The 17,926-nt window shown below is 46.2% G+C and carries 12 protein-coding genes, 1 riboswitch and 1 other annotated feature; of the genes, 5 read left to right on the plus strand and 7 right to left on the minus strand.

Annotation, left to right across the window (positions count from 1 at the left end; genetic code table 11):
- Window positions 1–566: 566 nt before the first annotated feature.
- The 4 genes from thrS to metA all read right to left on the minus strand — a co-directional run bounded on the left by thrS (window position 567) and on the right by metA (window position 6,741).
- Window positions 567–2,507, minus strand: a complete 1,941-nt coding sequence (gene thrS / locus KJS52_RS06325; RefSeq protein ID WP_213513913.1) for a threonine--tRNA ligase — start codon at window positions 2,505–2,507, stop codon at window positions 567–569.
- Window positions 2,508–2,578: 71 nt separating this feature from the next.
- Window positions 2,579–2,808: a binding site (T-box leader), on the minus strand.
- Between the two features lie 113 nt (window positions 2,809–2,921).
- A complete protein-coding gene (gene ytxC / locus KJS52_RS06330) occupies window positions 2,922–3,875 on the minus strand; it encodes a putative sporulation protein YtxC (RefSeq protein ID WP_213513914.1) in 954 nt (317 codons plus the stop codon).
- A 187-nt stretch (window positions 3,876–4,062) separates the two neighbouring features.
- Window positions 4,063–5,229, minus strand: coding sequence for a PLP-dependent transferase (locus KJS52_RS06335; RefSeq protein WP_213513915.1), 1,167 nt, complete (start codon window positions 5,227–5,229; stop codon window positions 4,063–4,065).
- A gap of 594 nt (window positions 5,230–5,823) precedes the next feature.
- A complete protein-coding gene (metA, locus tag KJS52_RS06340) occupies window positions 5,824–6,741 on the minus strand; it encodes a homoserine O-acetyltransferase MetA (protein ID WP_213513916.1) in 918 nt (305 codons plus the stop codon).
- An 81-nt stretch (window positions 6,742–6,822) separates the two neighbouring features.
- Window positions 6,823–6,928, minus strand: a riboswitch (SAM riboswitch).
- A 389-nt stretch (window positions 6,929–7,317) separates the two neighbouring features.
- Here metA and corA point away from each other — a divergent pair.
- From corA to KJS52_RS06365, 5 genes are all read left to right on the plus strand, one after another.
- Entirely contained in the window at window positions 7,318–8,253 is a 936-nt protein-coding gene (corA, locus tag KJS52_RS06345) for a magnesium/cobalt transporter CorA (protein ID WP_213513917.1), read from the plus strand.
- Window positions 8,254–8,501: 248 nt separating this feature from the next.
- A complete protein-coding gene (locus tag KJS52_RS06350) occupies window positions 8,502–9,404 on the plus strand; it encodes a LysR family transcriptional regulator (protein WP_213513918.1) in 903 nt (300 codons plus the stop codon).
- A gap of 73 nt (window positions 9,405–9,477) precedes the next feature.
- Window positions 9,478–10,287: a histidinol-phosphatase gene (locus KJS52_RS06355; RefSeq protein ID WP_213514432.1), complete on the plus strand. Its 810-nt coding sequence runs from the start codon at window positions 9,478–9,480 to the stop codon at window positions 10,285–10,287.
- Between the two features lie 990 nt (window positions 10,288–11,277).
- Window positions 11,278–12,204 carry a DMT family transporter gene (locus KJS52_RS06360; protein WP_213513919.1) on the plus strand — a complete coding sequence of 309 codons (927 nt, stop codon included), beginning with the start codon at window positions 11,278–11,280 and terminating at the stop codon, window positions 12,202–12,204.
- A gap of 120 nt (window positions 12,205–12,324) precedes the next feature.
- Window positions 12,325–12,636, plus strand: coding sequence for a winged helix-turn-helix transcriptional regulator (locus KJS52_RS06365; protein WP_213513920.1), 312 nt, complete (start codon window positions 12,325–12,327; stop codon window positions 12,634–12,636).
- A 538-nt stretch (window positions 12,637–13,174) separates the two neighbouring features.
- Here the strand turns inward: KJS52_RS06365 and KJS52_RS06370 are convergent.
- The 3 genes from KJS52_RS06370 to sdhA all read right to left on the minus strand — a co-directional run bounded on the left by KJS52_RS06370 (window position 13,175) and on the right by sdhA (window position 17,871).
- On the minus strand, window positions 13,175–15,043 hold the full coding sequence (locus tag KJS52_RS06370; protein WP_213513921.1) for an SLC13 family permease: 1,869 nt from the start codon (window positions 15,041–15,043) through the stop codon (window positions 13,175–13,177).
- A gap of 303 nt (window positions 15,044–15,346) precedes the next feature.
- Window positions 15,347–16,111, minus strand: coding sequence for a succinate dehydrogenase iron-sulfur subunit (gene sdhB / locus KJS52_RS06375; RefSeq protein ID WP_213513922.1), 765 nt, complete (start codon window positions 16,109–16,111; stop codon window positions 15,347–15,349).
- A 2-nt stretch (window positions 16,112–16,113) separates the two neighbouring features.
- A complete protein-coding gene (gene sdhA / locus KJS52_RS06380) occupies window positions 16,114–17,871 on the minus strand; it encodes a succinate dehydrogenase flavoprotein subunit (RefSeq protein ID WP_213513923.1) in 1,758 nt (585 codons plus the stop codon).
- Between the last annotated feature and the right edge of the window lie 55 nt (window positions 17,872–17,926).

Genomic DNA, 17,926 nt, shown 5'->3' on the forward strand with positions numbered 1-17,926 from the left:
TTTCGGATGCTTTGCTCCTTCGCTGTAGCTTTTTGAATGCAGACCAAGAAGATTGGCACGATACTAGAAGGCGAGGAGCGCAGCGTAGGCAATAAGCTACGTGAGCACCGGAGCCTTCGGTAGCGTGACATATTCGCCGTCGACTAAGCTACAACGCACTACATCGTCATCAAAGTCGGATTTTTAAGCTACAACTTCCAATAAGTGTTCAAAAAGCTGGGCTTTCAGGACCAAGAAGATGGCACGATACTAAAAGGCGAGGAGCGCAGCGTAGGCAATAAGCTACGTGAGCACCGGAGCCTTCGGTAGCGTGACATATTCGCCGTCGACTAAGCTACAACGCACTACATCGTCATCAAAGTCCTGCTTTTTGACTACCTCTTCCAATAAGAGTTTAAAAATTCGGCTTTCAGGACCAAGAAGATGGCACGATACTAGAAGGCGAGGAGCGCAGCGTAGGCAATAAGCTACGTGAGCACCGCAGCCTTCGGTAGCGTGACATATTCGCAGTCGAATATGCTACAGAGAAGTCACATCGTCATCAAAGTCGGATTTTTAAACCACCTCTACTGGGCTTTGGTTGCAATTTCCTTTTGCAGAAGACTAATAAACTCCCCAATTGGCATCGAGCCAATATCGCCTTCGCCGCGTTTACGCACTGATACAGTGCCGGCTTCTTTCTCGTTTTCGCCGACAACTAGCATGTACGGCGCTTTTTCGAGCTGTGCCTCACGAATTTTATAGCCAAGCTTTTCATTGCGCAGGTCGCTTTCTGCACGAATGCCTGCGTCAAGCAGCTGCTCGTTGATTTGGCTTGCATATTCCTCGTATACAGTTGAAACCGGAATGACCTTCGCTTGAACCGGTGAAAGCCATAACGGCAGCGCACCAGCAAAGTTCTCGATCAAATAAGCAGTCATCCGCTCCATTGTACTAATAATTCCGCGGTGGATTACGACCGGACGATGCTTTTTGCCGTCGTCACCGATATATTCAAGCTCAAAGCGCTCAGGAAGCAGGAAGTCAAGCTGAGCAGTAGACAGTGTTTCTTCCTTGCCTAGTGCAGTTTTAATTTGCACGTCCAGCTTTGGTCCGTAGAATGCTGCTTCACCTTCTGCCTCGAAGAATGGCAGCCCTAGCTCCTCAACAACCTCGCGCAGCATGCGTTGAGACATTTCCCACATCTCGTCGTTTTGGAAATATTTCTCTGTATCCTGCGGATCACGGTAAGAAAGACGGAAGCGATATTCCTTAATGCCGAAATCCTCGTATACCTTGCTAATCAAATTAATTACGCGGCTGAACTCTTCCTTGATTTGATCCGGGCGGCAGAAAATATGCGCGTCATTCAATGTCATCGCACGCACGCGATGCAGGCCAGTTAAAGCGCCAGACATCTCATAGCGGTGCATCGTTCCCATTTCTGCTATGCGGATTGGCAAGTCGCGGTAAGAGCGCATATCGCTCTTGTAGACCATCATATGGTGCGGACAGTTCATTGGACGAAGCACAAGCTCTTCGTTGTCCATTTGCATAAGCGGGAACATATCTTCGTTATAATGGTTCCAGTGTCCGGAAATTTTATAGAGCTCAACGTTGGCAAGCACAGGTGTATATACATGCTGGTAGCCTAGACGCTCTTCTATATCCACGATATAGCGTTCCATTGTGCGGCGAACCTTTGCTCCGTTAGGCAGCCATAGCGGCAAGCCTTGACCAACCTCACGCGAGAAAGTGAACATTTTAAGCTCTTTGCCAAGCTTGCGGTGATCGCGCTTTTTCGCTTCCTCAAGAAAATGCAAATGCTCGTCAAGCTCGGCTTTTTTCGCAAATGCAGTTCCGTAAATGCGCTGCAGCATTTTATTTTTTGAATCGCCGCGCCAGTAAGCACCCGCTACATTCAACAGCTTGAACGCTTTAATTCGGCCAGTGCTTGGCAAATGCGGTCCACGACATAGATCGAAAAACTCGCCTTGATCGTAAATTGTAATGACCGAATCCGCCGGCAAATCGTTGATCAACTCCAGCTTCAAGTTGTCATTGAACTCAGTATAAATCGCCAGCGCTTCCTCGCGCGAAACCTCGCGGCGGCGAATCGGCAGGTTTTCACCGATAATACGGTTCATTTCCTTCTCAATTTTCACAAGATCCTCTGGAGTCAGCGAATGATCCATATCAAGATCGTAATAGAAGCCATCTTCAATAACCGGACCGATGCCCAGCTTAACGTTAGCATCCTTATACAAGCGCTTGATCGCTTGCGCCATTAGATGCGCTGTACTGTGGCGATATACTTCGAGTCCGTCCTCGCTATCCACTGTAACAATTTCAACAGAAGCATCCGCTTCAATCGGTGTGTACACATCTACGACCTTGCCGTTAACTTTGCCTGCAATTGCATTTTTCTTTAATCCAGAGCTGATCGAAGCAGCGATTTCCTCAGTTGTTATCCCAACCGGATATTCGCGCACAGCGCCGTCTGGAAAAGTGATGTTAATACTGCTCATGTTCAATCTTCCTCCCTACTATTCTGCGTCAAGCAAAAGCTTTGGGAACGCAAAAAAGCACGCGTCCCAAAAAAAGGGACGAGTGCTTGTGATCTCGTGGTTCCACCCTACTTCAACTACATAATTGCAGTCCTCATAGCATCTGATAACGGAGATATCCGGTATTGCTTACTTGAATAAACCGTTCGGCAATACAGCTAGGAAGTGGTACAGCTATGTGCAATTTGGAAGGAACTTTCAGCCTGGATTCCTCTCTCTGAGCCAATGCGGCATAGATGCATGTCTTCGTCACAGCTTTTACATATCAAATAAGAGTCAAGCTCTTAGTATATTCAACATTATAGAGCGATCATTCGCGCGCGTCAAGCTCCTTTACCTGGCTTTAGGCGCGTTCTTTCTTTTAACTACATTCTGCTATTGAAAAGGAATAAGCTCATCGTGGCTTTGGCGGCACATTGGGCACGTGCTGCAAAACTGAGCACGATCGCCAAAAATGGCTTTAACGGTACGAACGACCTGATAGTCGCGATGCTTCGCATGTACGATAATTTTTTGAGGGGATGCGGAAATTAATGAACTGATTACAATATCCTCAATGTTGATTTCGGTTTCCAGCATTTCTGCAACGATTCGATCATGATCATGCTTAATCTCAAGCGGCTGCATCTTATCGTTACAGAGAATAAAGCTGCTGCCTTCCTGCTGCACCATATGAACGAGTTCTGTTTTCGTTTCCTGCAGCTGCACGAAATATTTTAGCAGCGTCATAAATTCTTCATACTGCTGATCCAGTACATATTCATCAATTGCGTATTCGATTACCTCTCGCAGCTCCTGCTTATAGCTTAGCATGCGAAATGTCATATAGCCGGATACATGTAAAACCGTATGCGTTTCAAAGTAATCCGTCAGCTCTTCAACTATTTTATTACGCCGCCGAGCACGGTCCTGCTCGGTAAACTTCTTGCCGAGCGGCTCCCATGGATCATTGTTCAAAATATTGTAGCAATAACGAACCACCTCATCCGGGATTAGTCCGGTATGGCGACAGCGCTGCTTAAGCAAGGCGTGTATAATATTGTTCTCCCATTGCTCAACAATAAATTGGCCAACTGTAAATGCTGCGGCTTCATAAACTGGCAAGCCGTGCTGCAGCAATTGAAACTGCGGCAGCGTGGGAACGATGACGATGCTGCTTGACTGGTCATGCTGCTCAACCTCAATTGGATAGGAAGCTGATTGCTGGCCAGGCTGATCCGGACGATCGTGATTATGTATATCGTCGATCAATTTTTGCTTAATTTGAGCTATATATGGCTTAAAGCAGGCATACTCTTTTTCTGAAAAATGAATCGTTAATAATTTCATCGAATCACTCCTTCCTCCCCTAAAGTATATGGTCAGTGGACACTGTATATACAATGAAGAGTTTGGCATACATGCTATAAATTATCGGGCTAGGTTTATTTGAACACGCACTTAAAACGAAAAAAGCTGTACCTTTGCTCGCCTGAGGCAAACAAACGTACAGCTTTTTGTGAATAAGATGAGCCTATTAATTTTGCAATGCAGCTACTTCCTGCATCGCAAACTTTAGAGCTTGGTCCAGATCTGCAATCAAGTCATCAACATGCTCAATGCCTACCGAGAAACGCAGCAAGCGATCGTCTACACCGATAGCCTGACGGATTTCCTCTGGAATATCAGCATGAGTTTGTACGGCTGGATAAGTCATTAGCGACTCCACACCGCCCAAGCTTTCTGCAAATGCTATTAGCTTGACGGAGCTCAAAATAGGCGCAACATAGCGCGCATCCTTCACTTTAAAGGAGAATATTCCTGTATTGCCGGAAGATTGACCTTGTTGAATGGAGTGACCTGGATGCTCAGGCAAAGCTGGATAAAATACCTCCGCAATCGCCTCATGCGTCTGCAAAAACTTGGCAATCGCTGTCGCATTGCTTTGGTGACGCTCCATGCGCAGCGCCAGCGTCTTCATACCGCGAGCGAGCAAAAAGGAATCCTGCGGCCCCAGCACCGCACCGATCGAATTATGCAAAAACGCCATTTCTGCAGAAAGCTCCTCGCCTTTAGTAATAATCAGGCCTGCAAGCACATCGTTATGTCCAGCAAGATATTTGCTTGCACTATGGATGACGATATCTGCACCTAGCTCAAGCGGACGCTGGAAATACGGCGTCAGCAGTGTATTGTCCACAATTGTCAGCAAGCCCTTGCTTTTTGCCCAGGTCGATACTTTGGCAATATCAGTAATCATCATAAGCGGGTTGGTTGGCGTCTCAATTAAAATTGCCTTCGTATTCGAGGTCAAGCTTGCACCAAGCTGATCCAAATCATTTGTATCCACATAGGTAGCTGTAACGCCAAAGCGCTTCATAATGCGCTCCAGCAGGCGGTAAGTGCCGCCATACAGGTCAAGCGATACAATCAAATGATCACCCGAGCTGAAATAAGCAAAAACCGTTTGCAGTGCAGCCATTCCCGAGCTACAGGCAAACGCTGCATCGCCGCTTTCAATTTCAGCAACCGCTTCCTCTAAAACAGCTCTTGTCGGACTTTTCGTACGAGCATAATCAAAGCCAGTGCTTTCACCAAGGCCAGGATGGCGAAATGCAGTAGCTTGATAAATGGGGAAGCTGACTGCTCCAGTTACAGTATCCTTCTGCGACCCAATTTGCGCTAAACGACTTTCAATTTTCATCACAAAGCTCTCTCCTATTCACCTATAATACATATTCACCGTCGAATCCGCTCCGAAGCAATCGCAGCGGCATCAGCGCTACGGAGCAAAGCATCCTCCAGTCGCTTTTTAAATCGTAATGCTCTTATTTGAATTTTTAAGGTTGCATTACGATGTTAAAGGCGACCCACTACGTTTTTCGGATGCTTTGCTCCTCCGCTGGTGCTTTTTTGAGTGCACGACCAAGAAGATGGCACGATACTAGAAAGCGAGGAGCGCAGCGTAGGCAAAAGCTACATGAGCACCTTCAATGTTTCCGCAAGAAACAAACTTCGGAAGCATTTGCCTTCGCGAGCGTTCAAGATTCGCCGCCGACTACGCTACAACGCAATCGCATCGTCATCAAAGTCCAGCTTTTTGAACTTCCGCTTCCAATAAAGGTTCAAAAAGCTCGGCTTTCAGGACCAAGAAGATGGCACGATACTAGAAAGTGAGGAGCGCAGCGTAGGCACAAGCTACGTGAGCACCGGAACTTTCGGTAGCGTGACATATTCGCCGTCGACTACGCTACAGAGAAGATACATCGTCATCAAAGTCGTGCTTTTTGAACTACCGCTAAATGCCGGCGCCTAGTTCGTATGGCGTTATTTGGTACACATAATAATTCAACCAGTTTGAGTAGAGCAGATTAGCATGCGCTCGCCAGGTTGACAATGGCAGCAAATTAGGATTATCGTTCGGGAAATAATTTTTCGGTACGTTGACGCGCAAGCCTTTGGCTTGATCGCGGTCGTATTCAAATTTTAACGTAGTCGGATCATATTCCGAATGGCCTGTTACAAAAATTTGCTTGCCCCCTTTGGAGGCTACAATATAAACGCCTGCTTCTTCAGACTCAGACCAAATTTCAAGATCGGCGATCTTTTCAATATCTTCCTTGCGCACCTCGGTATGACGAGATTGCGGCACATAAAACTGCTCATCAAAGCCGCGCAGCAACGGAATGTTGCGCTGGCTGAGCGTATGTGGAAATACGCCAAAAAGCTTATCCTCAAGCGGATGCTTTTCAATGCCATAGTGATGATAAAGTCCGGCTTGAGCCGCCCAGCATATGTGGAACGTGGACGTTACATGGGATTTGCTCCAGTCCATAATTTGCGTCAGCTCTTCCCAATAGTTCACCTCTTCAAACGGCAATTGCTCAACTGGTGCGCCAGTAATGATCATGCCATCGAAATATTGCGACTCGACTTCATCAAATGTTTGGTAAAAGCTCGATAGATGCTCGGCAGAAGTATTTTTCGATGTATGTGTCTTAGGATGCAATAGTACAGCCTCTACCTGCAGTGGTGTATTGCCAATTAAACGAAGCAATTGCGTTTCCGTTGTTTCTTTTGTCGGCATTAAATTAAGAATCAAAATTCTTAACGGACGAATATCCTGTTTGTAGGCGATGCTTTCATCCATTACGAAAATATTCTCGCTTGTCAATATTTCTTTGGCCGGCAAATGATCTGGAATTTTAATCGGCATAGTGCTCACTCCCTGTTCGTCGCGATTTTCAAATAAAAAAAGACCCTTCTGATGCGAGAAAAGGTCTATCTATCGTAACCTCTCTCATCTCTCAGAAACCATTGTTTCCGCAAGAATTAGCACCGTACATGGAATGCCGGTTGCCGGGCTTCATAGGGCTAGTCCCTCCGCCTGCTCTTGATAAGAAAGAAATGTATTTAGTTTTAGAGTCTTTATACCCTAACTTTATAGCATTTAGGGCTTGGCGTCAAGCGGGTTTCGCGCGTCTTTTAAGCTTTTGTATACGAGCAAATTAACTGTTGAATGATTCGGATACATCAGAGTATACTAGACAAGTGTTACCCGCAAAAGTATGCTTGAAAACGCTCAGGCCAAAATGAAGAAAAGGAGTGTGGGATCTAATGGGGGACGATCGACCGAGGACCTCAAAACAGCATATCGGGATGCTTCCAGATAGCTTGACTGATGAGCTTGACATAGCTCTCGGCCCACAGCTGCTTCATTTCTTCAAGAGCTGTAGGTCGCAAGCATAGTTACGCTAGACAGCATCCCTTCGAAATGGAAGGAGAAGCTAAGATGAAAATTAGACATGTGAATCAAGGAAATTTTACACTGATCGAGCATATTGAGCAGACGATTAATCCGCCTGCTGAGGGCTTTTACTGGATTGATGCCAATTTGGAAGATCTCGTTACACTGCAGCCTATTTTCCGCATGCATGATCTTGCTGTGGAGGACTGCTTGAATGAAGAAGAGCAGCGTCCGAAAATCGAGCTATATGAAGATCATTACTTTATCGTAGTCAACAGCATTCGCTTTGACGATGAAGAATTTTTTCTGCGCGCCTTGAACATTTTTCTCGGCAAGCATTATATTATTACCGTTACAAAGCAAAAAATTAATGAGCTGCGCCTGCTGAAGCCTATTTTATGGGAGCAGGAGGTAAGCAGACCGGATCAATTCCTATATTATTTGGTTGACCTTGTTATTGACAATTATGCTTTGGTTGGCGATCGGATCGAGCTTAAAATCGACCAGCTGGAAGAAGAAATTTTGCTGCATACCAAAAAAACGCATCTTAACGAAATTTACGGCTTGCGCTCGGAAATTTTATGGTTGAAAAAGGTGCTTGGACCACAGCGTGAGCTCGTCGCTCAACTGATGAAAAAAGAGCTGCGGCTAATTGATGACCAGCTGCAAAAGTATTTTAGCGACGTATACGAGAACGCGCTAAAAACATCGGAGTCATTTGATACGTATCGCGATTTGATGGGCAACTTGCGCGAGGCTTATCAATCGGCTGTAACAAGTCGCGCAAATGAAATTATGCGTGTATTTACTGCAATAACTACGATTTTCATGCCGCTCACCTTCATTACAGGCATTTACGGTATGAACTTCGATATTATTCCAGGCTTGCATTTTGAATATGGAGCCTACGTAGTGCTCGGGATCATGCTCGTGCTTGGCATAGGCATGTATATTATTTTCCGTAAAAAAGAGTGGCTCTAGGGCGTGTCTGAGAACTCCGAGGACAGCCCATTTTACCGAAGCTTCGTTCCGCAAGGATCGCATTTTTGCCCAGCTATAAATTAGCGTCGACTTCTCCTTGCCGGGAAGCGGCGCTTTTTTCTGCTCAACCGCATAATCGGCAAGCAATTGTTGAACTACGTGAGTTTTCTTTGCCCTGTGCGCCCAAGTTCGCTATAATTAACATTAGCTTCATCGGGCAATCCATTCGAAAAGGAGGTTTGACGAAATTGAATATTAGTCAGCTAGAAACCTTGCTAACGATTTCGAAAACGATGAGCTTTCGTAAAGCTGGCGAGCTGCTGAATTTAACGCAGCCTGCAGTATCAGCTCAAATAAAAAGCTTAGAGGAAGAATTCAATACGATTCTTATTGATCGCAATCAGCCCGTTACATTAACGGATCACGGTAAAGTATTTCTTGAGCACGCTGAGCAAATACTAGCCATTGTTGAGGAATTGAAGCAAAAAATGTCCGATCTGAATGACAACCCACAAGGTCATATCGTGCTGGGAACAACCGCTTCAATTGCTGTACAGGTGCTGCCGCGCGTCCTGTCATACTTTCAAAACCAATATCCGCTAATTAAAACAACGATTCATACGATGCCCTCCGCACAAGTCATGAGCGCCGTTGACAATGGAACTGTCGATATCGGCATCACCTATTTGAGTGAAAAATCACCAACGATCAGTTCGTCAACCCTTTATTACGATACCTTTGAGCTCATTGCGGCTCCAGAAAATCCATTGAGCCAGTTTGATTACATTACAATCGAGCAGCTGCAAAATATTCCGTTAATTATGCTTTCCCCTGATACACTTGGACGGCGTTTCGTCGAGCAAATTTTCCGTGAGCATCGTATTCAGCCGAATATCGTCATGGAGCTTTCCAGCAGTGAGGAAGTAAAGCGTATGGTCGAAATTAATTTGGGGGCGGCAATCGTTTCAAAGCTGTCGATTGAGCATGAATTGAAGCTTGGCACTCTTAAGATTATCCGTGTAGAGGATCTGCAGGCAACCCATCCTGTCGGCGTTGTTTATAAGTCGGGGCGATATTTGAATTCGGCAATGCAGCAATTTTTAAGCGATTTAAAAGGAATGCCGGAGTATCAATTTATGAGTACAGAATAATGCTATAGAGAATTATACGAAAGTTACATGAATTGTTTGAGGAGTGATCGTTATGACTACAGGGAACCACGCAATTAAATTCGACCTACATACTCACCATATCCGTTGCGGGCATGCTGATGGCGTTATTGAGGACTACATTCAAGCTGCAATTGAGAAAGGATTTCATGTCATTGGAATTTCTGATCATACTCCATATTTCGCCCATGAAGACGATCAACCATTTCCGGGCATTGCAATGGCGAGAAGCGAGTTCGCCAATTATGTGCAAGAGGTGCTGGAGCTAAAGAAAAAATATGAAGGTAAAATCGATGTGCTGCTTGGCGTTGAATCGGACTTTTTCCCTCAGCATTTCGAGGTGTATAAACAAACGCTGACGCAATATCCCTTTGACTACATAATCGGCTCGGTACATCAGGTGTCAGGCGTCAGCATTTTCAACAGAAACCGTTGGAAAGGCTTGACTGACGGCGAAAAAATTGCAACAAAAGAGCTATACTATGATCTAATTGCGCAATCTGCGCGCACGGGCTTATTTCAAGTATTAGGGCATATCGATGCGATGAAGGGCTACTATCCCGAATTTTCCGATATTCCTGCCCAGCAAAAAATAGACGAAACATTGCAAGTCATTGCCGACTGCAACGTCGCAATCGAAGTAAATACATCCGGCAGCACAAAGGACGCTGGAGGCTGGTACCCATCCCACGATATACTAGAGCGCGCCCATCATTACGGCGTCAAAATATCATTTGGCTCTGACGCGCACACACCGCGCCGCTTCGGAGAAGACTTCGACGAAGTAGCACAAACGTTGCGCGACATCGGGTTCAAGAGCTGGGTGTACTACAAAAACCTGCAAGAAGTCGTCGTGCCTCTATAACTGCATACAGAGCGAGAACAAGCCAAGCTCCCAATCTGCACTAAGCAGACAGGGAGCTTATTCATTTGCATCTATATGCTATACTGGATAAGCTGGTTTACCAAGACAATCAGAAATTACCGAGCGCAGCATAGACAGACCTACGTGAGCACCGGAATTTTCGCTAGCGTTCAAGCTTCGACGTCGACTAAGCTACAACGCAATATCATCGTCATCAAAGTCCAGTTTTTAAACTACCCTTCCAATGAGGTTTAAAAAGCTGGGCTTTCAGGACCAAGAAGCTTGGACGCTAGTAGAAAATGAGGAGCGCAGCGTAGATAATGACTACGTGAGCACCGGAATTTTCGCTAGCGTTCAAGATTCGCCGTCGAATTCACTACGAAGCAATTGCATCGTCATCAAAGTCCAGCTTTTTAAACTACCCTTCCAATGAGGTTTAAAAAGCTGGGCTTTCAGGACCAAGAAGATGACACGATACTAGAGGGCGAGGAGCGTAGCGTAGACAGACCTACGTGAGCACAGGAGCACTCGGTAGCGTGGCATATTCGCCGTCGACTATGCTACGGAGCCCAGCATCGTCATCAAAGTCCAGCTTTTTAAACTGCCTCTTCCAATGAGGTTTAAAAACTGGGCTTTCAGGACCAAGAAGCTTGGACGCTAGTAGAAAATGAGGAGCGCAGCGTAGATAATGACTACGTGAGCACCGGAATTTTCGCTAGCGTTCAAGCTTCGACGTCGACTAAGCTACAACGCAATATCATCGTCATCAAAGTCTAGTTTTTAAACTACCCTTCCAATGAGGTTTAAAAATTGGGCTTTCAGGACCAAGAAGCTTGGACGCTAGTAGAAAACGAGGAGCGCAGCGTAGGCACATGCTACGTGAGCACCGCAGTTTTCGCTAGCGTTCAAGATTCGCCGTCGAATCCGCTACAGAGAAGCTGCATCGTCATCAAAGTCCAGCTTTTTAAACAACCTCTAAGGGGGGAGAATATGTGGCTTAGCCTATCCATCACAAGCGCCCTCATCTTCGGCAGTGCGGGATGGTTCATGAAAATGTCACAAATGAAAAACGGCTCCGTTTCCGTGCTGCTTATTTGGCTCTATATTATAGGGACCATTGGCTTTGGCGTGCATGCCATTGTTGAAAAAAGCTACGCCCAGCTAGCTAACCCGTATATTTGGCTAGCCGGATTCATTATCGGAATCGGCTCTGCACTGGGCAATTATTTGTTTATGAAGGCGCTTGAGCTTGGCCCAGCCAGTCTTACCTCGCCGCTTTCTAACACGAATATTGTGCTCGTTGTGCTAATGGGCACGTGGATGTACAATGAGCCGCTAGGTATTATGCAAATAATCAGCATTGCGCTGCTGCTTATTGCAACTGTGCTAATTACTCAGAAAAAAGAAAGCAGGACGATCACCTCTAACTGGTGGTATGGCTTGCTCGCGCTTGCTGTTATTATGTTTGCTTTGCGCAATGGCGGCCTGAAGGTCACAGCGGAGCTAGGCTTTGAAGCGGCTCCTGTGCTGTTTGTCGCTTATCTGCTGTCCGTGCTGTTTTTCATCTTCCCTGCCCTGCAGGAGCAGCGCCAGACAGACGGTACATTAGCCAGTGCTTCCTTCGATCATCTGCAGCAAACAGCGCCAAGCGCAGTGAGAGCTAAAGCCGATTGGCGTGTTGGCATGCGCTACGGTATGATCAGCGGCCTATGCTCCTATGGCGGACTGCAGCTTTATGCGGTTGCTCTGCAAAACGGCCCTGCCAATTTGGTCGCTCCTATTTTCGCCACGAATGGATTGCTTGTATCGCTGCTCTCCATTCTAATTTATAAGGAGCGTTTGAATAAGCTGCAATGGCTCGCTTTTATCTTTCTACTGCTCGGCTTAGTTACGATTCGCATTACTGGGACGAATTAACCACACCAAATGACTGAACTAGCATTAATTTACAGCATAAGTACACACATACCATTGTGTTATGTACTTACCTTTATTAAGTCTATATGTTACAATAAGAGAATAAGGAAGGTGATTCGAATGGACTACTCAATTATGTGTCCAAGATTTGAATCAGCCACAGATATTCTTGGCAAAAAGTGGACAGGTAAAATTATACACGTACTTCTCGGAGGGCCTAAACGGTTCAAAGACATCAAGGAGCAAATTCCTGAAATGAGCGACAAAATGCTGACAGATCGCATGAAGGAGCTGGAAGCAGTCGGTATAGTAGTACGTAATGTGTACCCTGAAATGCCAGTACGTATTGAGTATGAGCTGACTAAGAAAGGACTTGATCTTGAGCCAGTCATCTGCTCGATTCAAGAGTGGGCTGAAAAATGGATAGATTAATGAAAAAATAGCGCGATTACCAGGAGCACGCCCCTTTCCTGATAATTGCGCTATTGCGTTATTGCAAGTTCAATAAAATAAAGCTACAACGCAATTGCATCGTCATCAAAGTCGTGCTTTTTGAACTTCCCTTTCAATAAACGTTCAAAAAGCCCGGCTTTCAGGACCAAGAAGCTTGGACGCTAGTAGAAAACGAGGAGCGCAGCGTAGAGCAATTGCTACGTGAGCACCTCCAATGTTTCCGCAGGAAACATACTTCGGAAGCATAATCTTTCGCTAGCGTTCAAGCTTCGCCGTCGGTTAAGCTACAACGCAATACATCGTCATCAAAGTCGTGCTTTTTGAACTTCCCTTTCAATAAACGTTCAAAAAGCTCGGCTTTCAGGACCAAGAAGCTTGGACGCTAGTAGAAAACGAGGAGCGCAGCGTAGAGCAATAGCTACGTGAGCACCGCAGTTTTCGCTAGCGTTCAAGATTCGCCGTCGACTAAGCTACAACGCCCATCATCGTCATCAAAGTCGTGCTTTTTGAACATCCTCTATAAAGGGAATACAATCGGTAGGGCTATAACCATCACCATTCCAAGCAGCAATTGTACAGGCATACCGACCTTAACATAGTCGATAAACTTGTATTTCCCTGCCGACATAACGAGTGCATTTGGCGGGGTTGAAAATGGTACAGCAAAGCACATGCTGGCACCAATGGAAACAGCAAACAGGTACGGAACCGGGTTGACGTCCATCGACAGCGCAGCAGCCAATGCGATTGGCGCAAACAAAACAGCACAAGCAGTATTACTTATAAATAAGGTCATAAGTGAAGTAGCGAAATAAATGCCTGCCAGCAGCGCAATCGGACCAAAGCCGCCAATGCTGTTAACAAGCCCCTCTGAAATCATTGCAGCTGCGCCAGTTTTCTCAATTGCGGTCGACATCGGTATCATCGCTCCGATAAGCACGATGCTTTCCCAGTTGACAGTCTTGTACGCTGCCTCCATATTAGGCAAGCAGCCTGTTGCTACCATAAGAATTGCGGCTACCATGACACATACGACAGCAGGAACTACATTAATGATCATCGCTGCAATCATCAAAATCATAATGATCGCTGCAAGCGGCGCCTTGTGGCTAAGCGGTATATTGGCTGCGGCTTCTGCCGGTTGCCCGACAACAACTACATCCTCATGCTCCTGTGCCAGCCTGGAAATATGCTTCCACTCGCCTTGAATTAACAGAGCATCTCCTGCCTTGATCTTTTCCTCCTTCAGCTCATGCAGCAAATATTTCCCCTTACGCTGAATGCCAAGAATATTAACATTGTAATTTTCACGAAAGCCAGAGTGCTTGACAAGTTGATTAATGTGCTTGGAGTTGGATGGAATAAGCACTTCTGCAATGCCGATTTGCGGCGTTGCCAGACTCTCCATTTTGCCATTGGCGTCTTTTTCTACAGCATTCTCTGCCAGCAGCTCAAGCATTTGATCCGCTGCAAAGCGCGCTACATCCTCAAATTCCCCAGTAACATATATGACATCATTGACATGGATCATCGTATTGGGTCCGGCAAATTCCGTATTAATCGTCTTGAAAAATGGATTTTTATTAGACTGACGTCTGCGAACCTCGTGAATATGAACGCGATATTCACTGGATATCGAAAGCTCCTTCAACGTTTTATTAATCATCGGAGAGTTGACGCTAACCTGCAGTCGATATAAATTATTTCCCAGGCTATATTGAGATGCCAGTTCATATAAGGAACGCTGCTTCTGACTTATATCGCCAGTCTGATCATTGCTTTTTAGCAACCATTTGCTAAACAGTGCAATTAGAAGCGTCCCAGCAACAAGGCAAATCAGGCCAATCGGTGTAAATGAGAAAAAGGTTAGCGGCTCGTATCCCGCCTTCTCCAGCGTTTCACTAATGACCATATTCGGTGGCGTGCCAATCAAGGTCAGCATGCCTCCCAAACTGCCGGCAAAGGCAAGCGGCATCAGCAAGCGACCAGTCTGAACGCCGGCGCTTGTAGCGAGGCTTACGACGACAGGCAGCATTACCGCAACTGTGCCTGTATTGCTGACGAAAGCACCAATAAGCGAGGCAGACAGCATCACGGTAAGCAGCAGCCGCGTTTCATTGCTTCCCGAAAGCTGCAGCAGCTTGCCGCTGGCGATTTTAGCCAGCCCTGTCTGAAATATTGCGCCTCCAACTACAAACAAGCCAATCATCATAATAACAACGGAGCTGGAAAATCCAGCAAGCGCCTCATTCGTATCGATTATGCCAAGCATAACGAGCAAGCTTAAGGCGCATACAGCAACAAGATCCGATCGCACCTTGCCGCTAACAAACAATACAGACGCCACTGCCAATATAATAAGCGTCCACAGCATATCGATGTTCATCTTATTCCTCCAATCCCGTAAAGCCTCTCTATGTATGTGCTGCAACTATCACGGTCTGCTAAAGTGCCAGACCATTGTTGATAGTGTAGCATAATTTTTCAAGCATCAGATGTGATTTTCTTTACATTGACAACCGATAAAACTTTAGGTAAACTACTATTGTGATGATGTTGATAATGATTATCAGTGATAATGATTTGATAATAACGAGTCTCAGGCACAAGATTAAGTTTGAATAAAAAAGCGCCAGAATAGAAATCTACTCTGACGCTGCTATTTCAGTCATTGTACTGACTTAACCTATTACACAGTTAGCCATTTTTTGAACAGCTGCTTTGTAGTATCGCGATTCATTGCCGCTATGGAAGTTGTTAGCGGAATGCCTTTCGGACAAGAGCGAACACAGTTTTGCGAGTTGCCGCAGCCTTCAATGCCGCCGTCTTCCATTAGCGCCTCAAGACGCTCTTCCTTGTTCATTTCACCTGTTGGATGGGCATTGAACAAGCGAACCTGAGAAATCGCCGCAGGTCCGATAAAGCTGTTGCGCTCGTTAACGTTCGGGCAGGATTCCAGACATACACCACAAGTCATGCATTTGGACAGCTCATACGCCCATTGGCGCTTCGATTCTGCCATACGCGGACCAGGCCCAAGATCATACGTACCATCGATCGGAATCCATGCTTTAACCTTTTTCAAGGCTGAAAACATGCGTTCGCGGTCAATGACAAGATCGCGCACTACCGGGAATGTACGCATTGGCTCCAAGCGAATTGGCTGCTCCAGCTGATCAATTAGTGCGCTGCATGCTTGACGCGGTTTGCCGTTAATGACCATCGAGCAAGCACCGCAAACTTCTTCCAAGCAGTTGGATTCCCAAACGACGGGCGTCGTTTTTTTGCCTTCAGCCGTTACAGGATTACGCTGAATTTCCATCAACGCGCTAATTACGTTCATATTAGGACGATATGGAACTTTAAATGTTTCCGAATACGCCTGCGATTCCGGCTTGTCCTGACGCGTAATGATAAAAGTAACCATTTTGCTTGCAACAGTTGTTTCAGCCATCGTTATTCTCCTTTCTTCTTGTCTGATGTGTAATCGCGCTTACGAGGAGGGATCAAGCTAACATCTACATCCTCATAAGAAATTTTAGGACCTTCTGGCGTCCAATCAGCGATTGTCGTTTTCAAGAACTGTTCGTCATCGCGATTAGGGAAATCTGGCTTATAGTGTGCGCCGCGAGATTCATTGCGCATTAATGCGCCCAGAGTCATAGCCTCGGACAGCTCAAGCATGTTCCATAGCTGACGTGTAAAGGCAACACCAGCGTTGTTCCATTGCGCTGTATCGTTAATATTAATTTGCTGATAGCGCTGCTTCAGCTCTTTAATTTTATCTATTGTTTGCTCCAGCTTGTCGTTAAAGCGAACGACCGTCATATTGTTCGTCATCCATTCGCCAAGCTCTTTATGCAGCACATATGCATTTTCAGTGCCGTTCATGCCGAGAATACGATCATACTTGGCTTGATGCTCTTTAGCAGCACGGTCAAATACCGATGAAGCAATATCTTCAGCTGATTTGTTCAAGCCTTTAATATACTCGACAGCCTTAGGTCCTGCTACCATGCCGCCGTAAATCGCAGACAGCAAGGAGTTTGCTCCAAGACGGTTCGCTCCGTGGTATTGGTATTCGCACTCGCCAGCTGCGAACAAACCAGGAATGTTCGTCATTTGGTTATAATCGACCCACATGCCGCCCATGGAATAGTGAACAGCAGGGAAAATTTTCATCGGAATTTTGCGCGGATCGTCACCCATGAATTTCTCATAGATTTCGATAATACCGCCAAGCTTAACGTCAAGCTCCTTTGGATCTTTGTGCGATAGATCCAGGTAAACCATGTTTTCACCGTTAATACCGAGCTTCTGATCGACACAAACGCTGAAAATTTCACGCGTTGCAATGTCGCGCGGTACAAGATTTCCGTAAGCCGGATATTTCTCCTCAAGGAAGTACCAAGGCTTACCGTCTTTATACGTCCAAATTCGTCCGCCTTCACCGCGTGCAGATTCACTCATCAGACGCAGCTTGTCATCGCCAGGAATGGCAGTCGGGTGAATTTGAATGAACTCGCCATTTGCGTACTTGACGCCTTGCTGATATACAGCGCTGGCTGCTGTTCCTGTATTAATAACGGAGTTCGTCGTTTTACCGAAAATAATGCCAGGTCCGCCGGAAGCCAAAATGACCGCATCACCGCGCATCGTTTGCACTTCCATTGAACGCAGATTTTGTGCTGCGATTCCGCGGCATACGCCATCATCGTCAATTACAGCGCCTAGAAACTCCCAATGCTCATATTTGGTAACCAAGCCGGCAGCTTCCCAGCGACGCACCTGCTCATCCAGCGCGTAAAGCAGCTGTTGACCAGTCGTCGCACCTGCGAACGCTGTACGGTGATGCTTTGTACCACCGAAGCGGCGGAAATCGAGCAAGCCCTCGGATGTACGGCTGAACATAACGCCCATACGGTCCATCAGGTGGATAATGCCTGGCGCAGCTTCACACATCGCTTTAACTGGAGGCTGATTGGCAAGAAAGTCTCCGCCATATACGGTGTCATCAAAATGCTCCCACGGAGAGTCGCCTTCACCCTTTGTATTTACAGCACCGTTGATCCCGCCTTGGGCGCAAACGGAATGAGAGCGTTTAACGGGAACGAGAGAAAACAAGTCGACATGCGTGCCAGCTTCTGCTGCTTTGACCGTTGCCATAAGCCCAGCTAGTCCGCCTCCGACTACAATAATTTTATTTTTAGCCATTATTATTCGCTCCTTGATTTATATTGCTTGTTCAAAAGCTCGGCTTTCAGCTCAG

This window comes from Paenibacillus montaniterrae, from assembly GCF_018403185.1.
In the GTDB taxonomy this organism is placed as follows: Bacteria; Bacillota; Bacilli; order Paenibacillales; family Paenibacillaceae; genus Pristimantibacillus; species Pristimantibacillus montaniterrae.